We start from the raw sequence: 13,713 nt of genomic DNA on the forward strand, positions 1-13,713 counted from the left end.
ATGCCTCCCGGTAAAACCGACGACTTATGTCGCCGCTATAACCTGCTTATAGTAATCGTCGATGAGAACGGCCTTGCCGCCGTTCAAGCGGGACTCCTCGGCCGCGAAAGCCATCAAATGGCTGCGCACAGAAGCGCTGGCCGAGGTCAGGCTTTCCCCGCCGGCATTGCTCCGCACCTCGTGCAGGAAGCTGCGCACGATGCCGCTATCTCCGCCGCCATGGCCGCTCACCTGCGGCGGAATCTCGATCTCCGTCTTCTGGTGCGTCAGAAAATCCATCAGCGTAATGGTGCTCTCTTCCCCGCGAAGCTCGCCGCGCGTGCCCATGATCTGGATGCGGCGCTCCTGCTCCCGCGTGAAGCCGCTCATGCTGAACATCGCCGTAGCTCCGCTCGCGAATTCCATGTTGACGACCTGATGATCGACCACGTTGTTGTCGCACTTGTAGACGCAGCGGCCGTACGGCGACTCGCGCAGGCCCTTCACGATGTTCTCCCGCGTCAGCTCCTCCGTATAATGGCGCGCCCAGGCTTTGCCTTCGCCCAGGTAGAACCGGGGGGCGGAGTACGGACATTCCGCCTCCACCGCGCATCCGTCGATACAGTACTCCGTCGATCCGGCCGGCGCGTTCCCCGAATGAAAATGCATCAGCGAGCCGAACGAGCTGACCTTCACGCAGGGCTGGTCCATCAGCCATGACAGCACATCCATGTCATGACAAGATTTTGCAAGAATCATCGGACTGGATTTGTCCGAGTTGTTCCAATTGCCGCGGACGAAGCTGTGGGCGATGTGCCAATAGCCGACATTTTCGTTCAACTGAATCGACACGACCTCGCCGATGCGGCCTTCCGCGATGATCTTTTTCAGCGTGGCCCAGAACGGCGTGTAGCGCAGCACATGGCAGATCGTCAGCAGCCGGTTGTTCGCCAAGGCCCTCTGTTCCATCTCCACGCATTCGCGCGGATCCGGGGACATCGGCTTTTCGAGCAGCACGTGGTATTTGAGATCCAACGCCTGCAGCGTCGGTTCGTAGTGCATCCGGTCCTGGGTGCAGATCATGGCGATATCGGCCATCTGTGGACGGCTGAGCAGCTCCTCCCACGTCTCGAAGCAGTTTTCCCGGGAAATACCGTGCTCGGCTGCGAACTTATCCCGGCGCTCGGCGCTAGGCTCCGCAACGGCAACGAACTTCAATTCATGCGGACAATCAAGCGCGTATCGCGCATAGCCACCGGCCCCTCTTGCTCCGGCTCCGATCAAGACGGCTGTCATTGGTTTCATGCTCTCGGGCTCCTTTTTCCGGATATCGTACTCTTCAGCCGGCCTTAAACCTTACTGCCAGCCAACTTTGGCGTTGTTGTCCTTGATCAGCTTGTTCACTTCGTCGACGACTTCCTTGCCGCCCTTCGCCATAAATTCGTCTACCATCTTATCCCAATCGGAAAATGGCCGCTGGCCGACGATCATTTTCGTTTTCTCGTCGTTCAGGAACTGGGACAGCTCGGTCCATTTCGTGTTATATAGTGGCGATTGAACGGCCATCACGGGACTGAGATAAATTTTCGACGTCTTGAGATACGAGACCACCGATTCGTTAAACTGCTTTTCGAGCGGCGACTTCGAGCCCTTGATGAACACTTCCAGGTCTTGGTCGTTCGGCGCCCAGCCTTCGGTGTTGATGTATGCGCTCGGCGCGACGTTAGAACGGTTTTCCTTAACTGGAATCGGCACGCCGTCTTCCATTTTGTAGCCTTTGCCTTCTTTACCGTTCAGCCAATCGTACTTTTCGTTCTTCGCATTACGCTGGTCCGCCGGGGTGAATTCACGGAAATAGTCCATGATTTCAAGAATGCGCTGCACTTTCTCCGGATCGTTCTTCAGCTTGGCGCTCAGCAGATACATTTTGTAGTACCCGGCCAGCGAGCGGATACCTTGCGTACCGTCCGGCGCTTTAAAGGCGGGCAGCGGCGCAAGCACGGCATTCGGCGCGTTCTCGGCCAGCGTCTTGTAGTTGATCAGATTGCCGCCAGGCTCCTCGTACCAGATCCCGACTTTTCCGGCGTTAAACGCCTTGAACACGTCGTTGTAATTCGTAACCGCCCAGTCTTTCTTGATCGCGCCTTCCTTGTACAGGTCCGCCAGGAACTTGACGACTTCCTTGCTGCCTTCGCCGATGTCGGGGATGTACTGTCCGTTCTTGTCCTTTTCGTACCAAGCGCCGTAATACGGGCTGAACGTAGGGCTGTAGTAAATGTTTTTGGCCAACCCGAGGCCGATCGTGTCGTCCTTGCCGTTGCCGTCCGGGTCCTGCTTGGCGAACGCGATGGCGACTTTTTTCAACTCCTCGTAATTCGTCGGCATCGGCAGTCCCAGTTTATCGAGCCAATCTTTGCGGATGACCGGCTTTTTGCCGCCCTTGGCGTTGAAGAAGTATGGAACCGCATACACTTTGCCGTTCACCTTGAGCATATCCCAGACGTTGGAAGGCACCGGCTTGAACGAGTTATATTTGACGAGATAGTCGTTCAGCGGGAGAAAAGCACCCTGCTTCGCCCATTTCATATAATTGGCATCCACCAGCTCCATGCCAATGACGTCCGGAATATCGCCGGAAGCCATCGTGACGCTGAGCTTCTCATCATACGTGTCCCAAGGGACATACTGCGGCTTGAAGTCTACGTTGAACTTCTCGTTGATCGCTTTGACCGCTTCGCTGTCCGGCCCGGGCACCGGATTTTCCCACGTGCCGGAAAACCAGGTGATCGTTATCTTTTTATTTTTGGCGTCCGCGCTGCCTTTGCCGGCGTCCGCCGCACCCGAATTCGCTCCTCCGGAGCAAGCTGTCATACTGCCCGCTACGGCGAGCGAAAGCAGAACGGAAACAGACCGTTTCATTGTCATGGATGCATATCCTCCTTAAGGTGTAAATGCTATGGTACATCAGTCAAACCGAATAGCCAACCCCCTAGCCTTTGACCGAGCCCAACATCACCCCTTTCGCAAAATGCTTTTGCAGAAACGGATATAGCACGAGAATCGGGATCGTCGACACCAGAATCGCCGCCATGCCAATTGTTTCCGCGGGTGGAACCTGCAGCCCCCGGGCCGCCTGCACCCCTTCGGACAAAATATTGCCCGCCTGGCTCAAAATCACGATCTGACGCAGCATAACCTGCACCGTCCATTTGGCCGGATCGTTCAAGTACAGCAGTGCCGAGAAATACGTGTTCCAATGAGCCACGGCCGAGAACAGCCCGAAGGCAGCCAGCGCCGGCTTGGAAAGCGGAAGAATGATACGGGCGTAAATTTGCAGGTCGTTGGCCCCGTCGATCAGGGCCGACTCCGTCAGCTCGTGCGGAATATTGAGAAAAAACTGCCGCATGACGATCAGGTTGTACGAGTTGATGGCGACGGGAAGAATTAACGCCCAGTACGAGTTGATCAGGCCGGTGGCGCTGACGATCATATACGTCGGGATAATGCCCGCCCCGAAGACGAACGTGAACAGGACAAGGAACAGAAACACCCGTTTGCCGAGAATGTTGCGCGACAAGGCGTACGCCATCATCGAGGTCAGCAGCAGATTGACGAACGTGCCCACGACGGTGACGAAGATAGTCACGCCAAGCGAACGCACGAACGAATCCGATTGAAAAATATAAGCGTACGCATCGAGCACAAAGCTTGTCGGAACGAGCAGCAGCTCGGTCTTCACGTACTCCGAATAGGAAGTAAACGACACGATAGTCATATAGTAGAACGGGAACAGCATCAGCAGGGCGATGATCACCAGGAGCACCCCGTTGACGGCCCCCAACGCTTTTTCCTGCCATGTGCGATTACGAATCATAGCGTTTGCACCTCCGTATCTTGCTTTATGCCACAGCCGCGGGTAAGATTAGAACACGCCTTCTTCGCCGAAGCGTTTTGCCAGACGGTTCGCCCCGATAATCAGCAGCAGGCCGACGAGCGATTTGAACAAACCGACCGCGGTGGCGAAGCTGTAGTCGGATTCGGTCAGACCCTTGACGTACACATACGTGTCGAGCACGTCGCCCACCGATTTGTTGAACGGGTTGAGCATCAGGAAAATCTGTTCGAAGCCCGAATCGAGCACGCTGCCGAGCCGCAAAATAAGCAAAATCACAATCGTGCTGCGAATCGCAGGCAGCGTAATATGCCAGATTTGCCGCCAGCGATTGGCTCCGTCGATGACGGCCGCTTCGTACTGGCTCGGATCTACGGCGGCCAGCGCTGCGAGGAAGAGGATCGTGCCCCAGCCGGATTCCTTCCAGATCACTTCGAGCACGACGAGAGGCATGAACCAGCCCGGCTCTTGCAGGAAGGCAACGGGTCCGATACCGAACAATACGTGCAGCAGCTTGTTCACCAGGCCTTCGGACTGGAGGAACACCGTGACCATGCCGATCACGACGACCCAAGAAATGAAGTGCGGCAGGTAGACGATCGATTGAATGAGGCGCTTGAACCATTCGCGACGCACCTCGTTGAGCATCACGGCGAGCACGATCGGTACCGGAAAGGCGAAGGCGATTTGCAGCAAGGACAAGTACAGCGTGTTCCAGAGCACCCGGAGAACTTCCTTGTCCTGGAAGATGCGCTCAAAGTGCTTCAATCCGACCCACTCGCTATCCCAGAAGCCTTGAAACGCGCTATAATCTTGAAAAGCCATCATATTACCGGCCATGGGCAAGTACTTGTAAACGATAAAGTACACCAGGCCCGGAAACAGCAGCAGATACAAGTAACGCTCTTTCCACATCCGGGTCAACAGCAGTTGCCGGCGCGAGCTGCCGGATACGGACTCCGCTATCATGCGGGAAGGGCCCGGATCGGGCGATGCCTTGGCTGTGAATTCCGTTTCCATAAGAAAACTCCTTTCTCGGTTTCATTGGGACTTGCGGCAGGTTCGCACCCCTTATCTTGGAACCGCTTCCAGTCTATTTTGAGACTTAAGGGCCGCCCCCATCCCGGGGCTGTAATGTTATAATATAGGGAGAACTCGTCTCCGAAAACCGTCGCTATTGCCGTTTTATCACAGTTTTCGGGATTTCCGTAAATCCGTGAAGCATTCGAAAAACAGACATATTTGCATCCGAGCCACTGCACGAAGGGAGTAAACCGCCTTTGCCAAGCATCCTCCGCATCAAAATGAAAGCGCGTTCCGTCTTTTTTAAGCTGCTGCTCAGCTTTCTCGGGGTGATCGTGCTTCTGGTCATCTTCGAGCTCCTGACCTATGGAGTTTTCCGGCAAAGCCTCCGCGATGAAATCATCAAATACAATACTGTCAATTTGACGAATACGACGAACGATTACGAGAAGCATTTTGAGCTGCTGGAGAACACGATGCTGAGTTTGTACCTGAACCCCCGGCTGCAGGAGTTGAATAGCAAGCCGTATCTCGATTACGTGGCGGCCAACAAGGTGACGGACTATCTCAGCAATACCGTATCCAATCGGGCGCTGTACTTGAACAATTTGTTCATCTATGACGTCAAGCATTCGCTGATGCTGGAGAAATCGCGAGGCGCGAGCCCCGAATCCATGTTCACCGAATATTACGTCAATCCCGTTTACACTTACTCGTTCTGGAAAAAGCAATTCGAGCAAGCCAGCCCGATGACGATCTATCCGGCCGCTTCCTACCTGCGAAACGACTCGCCGGGCGATTCAACCGGTCCGGTCTGGCCCATGCTGGTCAAAAGCCGGTTTTATCCGGATTTCATGATGCTGGCATTCGTCGATGCGGACCGCATGTTTCAAGCGTTCCACCGCTCGGTGAACGACAACTTTTACGTATTGGACGCAAGCGGCCGTCTGCTGTTCGCTTCGGGCTCCGCAGCCGATGAGCCCCTGCCCGCTCTGCCTCCGGGACAAGATTGGGTGAAGGCGGATAACCAGTACTTCTTCTACACCACCGGACCGAAAACCGGATTCACCTATGTGAATCTCGTGCCGGACGGCCATATTTCGTCCCAATTGATCAAGCTGAATCTGACCTTCGTCGCCGTCCTGCTCGTCGCGATCGCGGCCAGCGTCACGATATCCGTCTTGTTCACTGTCCGGTTCAACAATCCGGTCCAGCGCATTGTCGACTCGATCAAAAGCTTGAACGAGCAGGACACCGTACCCCGGCACGACAACGAATTCGAGCTCATCCGCGGCAATATCGGCTTTTTGCTCCAGCAGCGGCATTTGCGGCATCAGGATCTGGAGGAGAAGCATGCGCTGCTGCGCTATCACAGCTATATGAACAAGCTGAAAAAAATCCGCGGGCTGCCTGTCGCCGGTATGGAGCAGCTAAGCGAGCAAAAGCCGTTCCGGGTCGTTCTGTTCCATCTCTCGTTCAATCACCCGTTTCACACGGAGATTCAAGCGGAAGAGGAACGCGCCGCGTCGTATATTCGCGAATATATCAACCATGTCGTCACGAAGGATCTGGAAGGGTCGCTCACGTTCCAAATCGAGCGAAATCAGATTTTATCGATCATGCATCCGGAGCCGGGAGAGGAAGACCGCTTGCGTACGACGCTGGATGATATCGTCGGCGTGCTGAGCACGGACAAAGCCTACTGTTTCCTCACCATTGCCGTCAGTCCGCTGCATGCGCATACTGCAAGCCTGACCGACGCCTACGAAGAGGCGCTGGAGATAATCCGGCACCGGCCGTTCGACGACGAGACGGTCGTGCTCGAAGCACAGAACGTCCCGCAAGAGCCGTTCGTTGTGCCCGATGCGACGATGCAGGAGATTAAAGCGAATTTGCAGGCGGGGAACGCCGCGAACGTGCTGCAGACATTGCGGCGCCTCATGGCGCAGATGGAGAAAAGGAAGGCCGGCGCGCTCGCCTACCGCGAGTTTGCCCGCGAAATCACGCACAAAACGACCCGGCTGCTGCATGGCATGGGGCTGGACAGCGGAAATTTAACGGACCATGAGCCGGAGCAGCTCCATACCGTCTCCAAGCTGAACCGTTATTTCGAAGCGATGATCAGCGAAGCCTGTCGGCGCGTCAACAATAAAAAAGAAGCCGCCGATCCGATTATTACCGGAGCGACCGCTTATGTGACGGAGCGATATACGGAAGATATTACGCTGGATCTCGTCGCCTCTTGGCTCAACATTACGGGAGGCTACTTATCCACTTACTTTAAAGAAAAAACGGGGATCAACTTCCTCGATTTCGTCAACGACGTGCGCATCGGCAAGGCGAAAGAGCTGCTGCGGCAGACCGATCTGCGCATTCAGGATGTCGCCGGGCAGGTTGGCTATCAGAACATGAACTCGTTCAACCGGATGTTCAAGAAGATTACCGGCGTTACGCCGAGCGAGTACCGGCGGTCAGGGACGCAGATGTAGGCGAGCCGGGGGTCCGGCCGCCTTCCGGGCAATGGCGCCCGCGAAAGCGGTCGGATTCATGTTTTCTGTGAAATCAACCATAATATTGCCGCTTAGGCAAGCTTATGCTTGATTTTCAGTTTGGCAACCATATGCTTGATTTTTTATGGGGCAGTTATGGATTCGACGGGGATAGAACGAGCACGGCATCATTACCGACGAACCGGAAGAAGCCGGTCGCATCGTGAAGGAGATGCAAGCCGGCAGGTTATCCGGGACGTTCGATATCCAGTGTAAGACGCGGCTAAGCTTTGCGCAGGATGAGCCACCAATGCGCGCTGTCATAGCCATCCAAGCGGATTTCCGCAAGGCCCAGATCGGCTTCTTGAATCCACTGGCGCGTCAGCTCGATGTAGGCGCTGTGGAACGAGGTGGAATACCCGATGTCCTCGTAGCCCTCGAAGGTGCAATTATCGAAAATCATGTACCCGCCCGGCTTCAGCAGCTTGGCGCACGTCTCGACAATGCGGATGAAATCGCCGTAGACGGCCGCTTTTAATTCGCCGCGTTCATGGTATGCCATAACGGCCTGCAGCATCTGCGGCTCGATCGACCACCAGTCGCTGCCAACCGTATCGATGCCTTCTATGCCCGACAGGATCGTCTGTACGATATCGTTGACCGCATGGTGAAAAGCGACGACATCCACCGTACCTTCTGGCACATAGTCCAAAATCCGGACTCCATCGTCTTCAATAATCCGGATGCCGATGTTCAATCCAGCCGTTTTGTCAATAAACCGCTTCGTCAGCGCCTTATTCAGATTGGCCGTAACATAGCTCGCGCTTTCGGAATAAGCATCGAGCGCCTTCGGAATATGAACGGTATCGCCGGCGGCGATTTCGAACACTTTGGCTTCGGCCGGAAGCTTCAGCTTGGCACATAGCTGCTGCCAGGACACCATGTAAAAGAGCTGATACAGTTCATAGCTGGTCGGGCCCGACAAATCAAGCGGAATTTGAATGACTTGCTCCAGCTGCTGCTCGATCGAATCGACGCCCATCTCTTGTAAACGCGCAACCGCCTCTGCGGGAAAATCGTTCATCAACGTTTCCTTTAATGACCCGGATGCAATGCGTTCGGCTAGCTCGCGTAAATTCATGGATCACCACTCCAACCTTAATCTTTTTCATTTACGCTATTATTGTACTAACTGGATGCCGCCAAAAATGAATCAATCTTGCTCAAAACGAGGAGGCCCGCACGCCCGTGAAGAACAAATGGATGGACAACATACGAACTGCAGCCGACTTTATCGAACATAACGTACGCCGGAAACTGACGCTGGACGAAATCGCTGCCGAAGTCGGCCTTTCCAAATACCACTTGCACCGGATCATGAGCGCGGCGGCGGAACGGCCCCTGATGGACTATGTCCGCGCCCGAAAGCTGGCTTCCAGCCTCGACCTGCTGCTGCATAAAGACATGACGATCCTGGATATCGCCTTGGAATTCGGTTTTGAGTTCGAACAGTCGTACATCAATGCCTTCACGAGCGAATATGGCGTAACCCCCTACAAATTCAAAAAAGGCAGCTATACCCTTCGAATCGCGCCCCCTATCGACGTATCGCAAATGAAAGCGCTCGACGAGGGCATTATTTTCAAGCCGCAATATGCGGTAAAAACGGCATTTACCCTGGCCGGCGTCCGCCACCGCTTCTCTCCGGAGGAAAATTATAACCATAACACGGCCAATGCGGTCGGAAACGATTTTTTCTACCGGCGCCGGCAAGAAATGAGAAACCCCGTACGCCCCGATACGTATATCGGGTTTACGAAGTGGACAAGTGGTGATCCGGACTCCAATAGCTACATGCCTTCCGTCGAAATGTACGAAACGAGCCGGCTGCCGGAAGGGTGGGACCGCGAGAAGGTGGCCCCTCACCAGTATGCCGTGTTCAAATTTATCGGCCAGTTCCATCCGCGGAATCTCACTTATCATCATCTGGAGGAGATTTGGGCTTACATTAACGAAACTTGGATGAATGACCCGGACCGCAAAACCGCGGATACGTTCTTTTTCGAGCAAATCGATATGGAGTTGGCCTCGGATAACTATTGCGAGGTGGAGCTGTACATTCCGATAAGCATAAACGGCTGGCGCCGTCCTATCGGCGCATCCGGAATATGCTTCTGATCGAAGCACCATCTTTGCGAGCATACTCTCCAAAGTCACCTTCGTTCAGTGCTGCAACGAGAACGTATTTGGCTCGCTCGCTTCCATATCCTTGTAACAGATTGGAATTGCGTAGAATTCCCATTGATCTTGGGAATATGGTTGTTGCAAGGTATAAGGAATACAGGGCTGAACAAAAAAACAAGAAAAACTTACGGCAACATTATGATTGATATTTTTGGCAACATTATGATTGAAGTCACATTTTCTTTTCAGCGCCGCTCAATTCATGTCAGATGTCGTCCGGGATATCCAATCCGGCCCTCTCGGCCTGTTCAAGATGATACTTCGCCAAGCTCTCATCCGCGAATTCCTTTTCGTTTCGGTAGATTCGAGCCAGCTCGATATGGGCATGCGGATAATCTCTTTCTAAAGCAGCGTTAAAATAAGCGATGGCCGCGGCGGGATCTTTGGCTACACCCAAGCCTTGACTGTATACGATTCCCAAGTTATAGGCCCCCACACTGCTGCCGGCTTCGTAATCCCGAAGGTAATAATGCAGCGCCTTTTCGTAGTTCCCTTGATAATCGTACAAGTAACCAAGCCACCCAAAGTTCGGCGAACCCAAAGCTTCGCCTTGTTCGTAGTGCCAGAGCGCCTTATCCAAATTCTGCGGCACCAGTTCTCCCTCAAAATAGACGGAGCCCAGATTGTTTTGGGCCAGCCCGAGACCCTGCTCTGCGGCTTGGCCAAACCAATACAGCGCCTTGTCCGCATCGGGGTCCGTCCCAATGCCGTGCTGGTAACAGCAGCCCAGACCGTTCATCGCATAGAGATTACCTGCCGCTGCCCCCTTCTCGTACCAGTAAAAGGCTTTATCATTATCGATATAGCCATCCTCCGCGTAATACATTTGCCCAAGGTTGTTCATCGAAGGGGCGTAGCCTTTCTCGGCCGCAAGCGTATCGTATTCGATCGCTTTGTCATAATCGCCCGAGTCATTAGCCAGCACGGCCAGGCTGTACAAAACTTCTACGGATGTATACTCGTCTACGCCGCCGGAATCGGGGCTGTTCGTTTTGGCGTAAGCCAGCAGTCGCTTACGTACGTCGGTGTCAAAATAATAGTCGTAATATTTGTCCGAAGCATCCTCCAGCACTTCGGCTTTATCGGCCCTCGACATTCCGTAGTACCCTGCCGCATAAACTTGGGGACCTTTGAAGGCATACGCAAAACCGTTCACCGGCGCTTTTCGCACTACAAGATCGAATTCATAGTCGCTCAGCCGCTTTTCGGGCGAATAGGCAATGCTCCATAACCCGTTGCGCTTCAACGCGAAGGCACCCTCATACAGCCACATGATGTCCTCGTAATCGTCCAAAGGAAATAGCCACGAAGGCTCGTCCGGGTCCCCGTTAAAAATGCCTTTTTGCCCGTCCTTTTGCGCCAGAACCAGATTGCTCGACATGGAATCCACGACGGCTTGCAGATCGATCAGCGCATCGTATTCATAAGGCAGCAGCAGGCTTTCCTGTTGCTTTCCGAAAGCGCCGTGCTTTTTGCCTTTGCGCAGAATGAGCAGATTCGGGAAATGGGTTTGGCGGTTCAGCTTATCGAAGCCCGATACGCAGACCGTGCCGTCTTTTTTGTACAAGGTGTGGTGACTGGCGTCCTTGTGCGGCTTGATCAGAATAAGCCCCTCGCCGATCGGCTCCACCGCAGTTAATGGAAAGTCCCCGATATAGCTCCAAGATTCGTTGAAGATTTTACGGCTTTTTCGCCCTTTCACTGCCGTATGGTAATACTCCCCGCCGAACTGGAAGGCCTCTTCATGCTCGAAGGGCACGATGACGGAGCCGGATTGGTCCAGCACGCCCCAGCCGCCGTCTTTTTTTCCAGTAAAATAAATGCCGGCCAGCGCTTCCAAGCTCTCGTATTCGGTTGGCGCCACCGTCCGGCCTTCGAGATTGATGAGACCGAATTTATCGTCCCGTTTGACAATGGCGGAAACTGTGCCGTATTCAAAATCGAAAGCATCGTCCCATACGAGCGGGATGACGATTTTCCCAGACTTATGTACATAGCCGAATTTGCCTGCCCGGGAGACCACGGCAAGATCTTCGCAGCTGAAATCGTAAAATTCGTCAAACTGCGGGCTGAGCAGGATGCTGCCGGCCTTGTCTTTCAGGCCCCACAAGCCGTTTTCCTCAAAAATCTCCACATCCGTCTCGTCTTCATAAGGCTGCCAAATCGACGCCCAGCCGTATTCGTAATTCGGGTAATTGAGCAGCTCTTCGAACGAAGTAAAGCCGGGGCTAACATCCATGAATTCGGAATAGCGCAGCAGCGAGACATCTTCGTTGTCCATTGCCTTGGTGATGATCTCGTTGTTGTGGGCAATATTCGCCCGCCATGTTTCCGCCTGCTCGGCATGGGGAATATCGTCCATATTGAACACGTCCCACGCATCCAGATGGAAATACGGGAGGTCTAATTTTTCGAGATAGCTCGTAAGCTTCGTTTTGGCTGTGGCAAAGGCTGCTTTGTCGGCAATCAGCCCTCCCTGCTTCTCCAGGAACTCGTAAAACCGCTTCAGGTTTTCGATTCCCGCCCGGGCATTATAATACAGTCCCGCATTATCCGGCTCCGTATGGTTGTTATAATTATTACCGTCGATAAACCCTCCCTCAACCAAGAGAGGCTGTAACAATAGGGGCATCTCATAGCCCCATTCCATCATCATCGTATCGTCATCCCGCCCTTCGGAAGGGACGCTGACATTATATAAATAGACTCTGTGCGACATCGCTGTTCTCCTTCTTAGGCCGCCGCAGTGGACAGCCTTTGTTTATGTATGTTTGTCGCGCTTCCAGACACGGTAGCGTTCCGAAATGACCGGCTCAATGATCCGGTAATTCTCGATCGTATCTTCCACATGGTAGATCGTCGGCAAGCCGGCAGCCAATATTTCCGCGAAATCCGTGGCCAGCCTTTAGCTCTCAGCTCGTCAGCTAATGCGTTCAGCCGATCGACGGCTTCCTGCTTGGCGGGATGCGGCTCGTAGGTCGGATTCATCGTCTTTTTATTGGGATACAGCCGGCCTTTAATGACATTCAGGATATAGACCTGCGGTCCTTCCGTAATGGTCAGATGCACATAATCTTTAAAGGTCTTTCTCTGCTTGGTTACTACCGTTTCGATCTTTTTCGTCATCGTTCTCCCCAAATCCATACGAAGTCAAGCTTCTGTAGTTACCAGCTTACCTTGGAATGCATTTTATGGGAATCCTGCAAAATTACCAAACTCAACCTGCTCTCTTTCAGAGAAAATCACGCTCAATACCGCCTGCAGCAGGCTGGCATTTTTTCTGAAAAGCCTATTTCTGCATATCATTTTGCTATATACTGGTACTATTGTGCATGTTGGATACAAATTTTAGAAAAAATTAGCGGAGAGAAGCATGGAAAACTTATTTTTACGAAAGCTGACAATATTCATATCGGTACTGGCTTTATGCTCGGGGTGCAAATTAACGACGAATACCCCATCATCTGCTCCTGCAGAATCAGGAACAACGACCCAGATGGCGACGCAGGCTCCTTAAACGCTTATTTCAGGGACAATCCCGAGATCACAGCCTTATTGAGCAAGTATGGATTTAACAAATGATACCTGGAAGATCCGGAAAATAACTTTGGGGTACGGCTTTATAGGCAGAGTAGCCTTTCGAAGGTTACTCTGCTTTCTTTGGGTCACGATCCACTTTCAATCTTCCAGCTTACTTTTATATATCCATTTTCCATCTTATTTCCTTTTATGACGAAGAAATACTCCCCATCCTTCTCAGCCATAATACTTACTGTGCCTCCTTCCGGAATAATTTTAACAAACTTGCCATTCTGATCTAAAAATGACGTGGAGAGTCCTCCCTTTCCGCCGATTGTGTAGTCTACTTTTATTTTACTGCCCTTTATAGCTTTAATCGGGATTCTTTTCTCACCATCGAAATAGTCATATTTTAGTTCAATGCCATTACTAAACTCTTTCTCGGACCAGTTCGTTTTTATATCAATAAATTTAGGTTGATCGACGTAATAATAAATGACTGCCAGAAGAAATAGAACAGGGGCTACAATTAAAAATAAGCAAATTCTTTTCAAAAGATCACCTCAA

At 52.8% G+C, this 13,713-nt stretch carries 11 protein-coding genes; 3 read left to right on the forward strand and 8 right to left on the reverse strand.

Annotation, left to right across the window (positions count from 1 at the left end; genetic code table 11):
* Positions 1-24 precede the first annotated feature (24 nt).
* The 4 genes from PEL01S_RS01640 to PEL01S_RS01655 form a co-directional block, all read right to left on the reverse strand.
* The gene (locus tag PEL01S_RS01640) at positions 25-1,284 is read right to left on the reverse strand and encodes a Gfo/Idh/MocA family protein (RefSeq protein ID WP_127459019.1); all 1,260 of its coding nucleotides are present in this window, start codon (positions 1,282-1,284) and stop codon (positions 25-27) included.
* Between the two features lie 51 nt (positions 1,285-1,335).
* Positions 1,336-2,904 carry an extracellular solute-binding protein gene (locus tag PEL01S_RS01645; protein ID WP_127459020.1) on the reverse strand — a complete coding sequence of 523 codons (1,569 nt, stop codon included), beginning with the start codon at positions 2,902-2,904 and terminating at the stop codon, positions 1,336-1,338.
* Between the two features lie 64 nt (positions 2,905-2,968).
* Entirely contained in the window at positions 2,969-3,853 is an 885-nt protein-coding gene (locus tag PEL01S_RS01650; RefSeq protein ID WP_010497303.1) for a carbohydrate ABC transporter permease, read from the reverse strand.
* Positions 3,854-3,901: 48 nt separating this feature from the next.
* Positions 3,902-4,891, reverse strand: coding sequence for an ABC transporter permease (locus PEL01S_RS01655; protein ID WP_082867185.1), 990 nt, complete (start codon positions 4,889-4,891; stop codon positions 3,902-3,904).
* A 260-nt stretch (positions 4,892-5,151) separates the two neighbouring features.
* On the opposite strand from PEL01S_RS01655, the gene PEL01S_RS01660 reads away from it, so the two are divergent.
* Positions 5,152-7,383 carry a helix-turn-helix domain-containing protein gene (locus PEL01S_RS01660; RefSeq protein WP_127459021.1) on the forward strand — a complete coding sequence of 744 codons (2,232 nt, stop codon included), beginning with the start codon at positions 5,152-5,154 and terminating at the stop codon, positions 7,381-7,383.
* A 283-nt stretch (positions 7,384-7,666) separates the two neighbouring features.
* Here PEL01S_RS01660 and PEL01S_RS01665 read toward each other — a convergent pair whose 3' ends face one another.
* Positions 7,667-8,524 (reverse strand): hypothetical protein, encoded by an 858-nt coding sequence (locus PEL01S_RS01665; RefSeq protein ID WP_063186592.1) that lies wholly within the window; start codon positions 8,522-8,524, stop codon positions 7,667-7,669.
* A gap of 107 nt (positions 8,525-8,631) precedes the next feature.
* Here PEL01S_RS01665 and PEL01S_RS01670 point away from each other — a divergent pair, with 107 nt between their 5' ends.
* Positions 8,632-9,561, forward strand: a complete 930-nt coding sequence (locus PEL01S_RS01670) for an AraC family transcriptional regulator (protein WP_127459022.1) — start codon at positions 8,632-8,634, stop codon at positions 9,559-9,561.
* Positions 9,562-9,832: 271 nt separating this feature from the next.
* Here PEL01S_RS01670 and PEL01S_RS01675 read toward each other — a convergent pair whose 3' ends face one another.
* Both PEL01S_RS01675 and PEL01S_RS01680 read right to left on the reverse strand, forming a co-directional pair.
* Positions 9,833-12,346, reverse strand: a complete 2,514-nt coding sequence (locus PEL01S_RS01675) for an SEL1-like repeat protein (RefSeq protein WP_127459023.1) — start codon at positions 12,344-12,346, stop codon at positions 9,833-9,835.
* 14 nt (positions 12,347-12,360) lie between these two features.
* Positions 12,361-12,771: a hypothetical protein gene (locus tag PEL01S_RS01680; RefSeq protein WP_239551569.1), complete on the reverse strand. Its 411-nt coding sequence runs from the start codon at positions 12,769-12,771 to the stop codon at positions 12,361-12,363.
* A 33-nt stretch (positions 12,772-12,804) separates the two neighbouring features.
* On the opposite strand from PEL01S_RS01680, the gene PEL01S_RS34890 reads away from it, so the two are divergent.
* Complete coding sequence (locus tag PEL01S_RS34890) at positions 12,805-13,209, forward strand: hypothetical protein (protein WP_218032542.1); 405 nt, start codon at positions 12,805-12,807, stop codon at positions 13,207-13,209.
* 83 nt (positions 13,210-13,292) lie between these two features.
* On the opposite strand, the gene PEL01S_RS01685 is transcribed toward PEL01S_RS34890, so the two are convergent.
* Positions 13,293-13,700, reverse strand: a complete 408-nt coding sequence (locus PEL01S_RS01685) for a hypothetical protein (protein ID WP_127459024.1) — start codon at positions 13,698-13,700, stop codon at positions 13,293-13,295.
* Positions 13,701-13,713: the final 13 nt, after the last annotated feature.

Origin of the sequence: Paenibacillus elgii NBRC 100335, assembly GCF_004000865.1 — a bacterium.
Taxonomy (GTDB): Bacteria; Bacillota; Bacilli; order Paenibacillales; family NBRC-103111; genus Paenibacillus_G; species Paenibacillus_G elgii.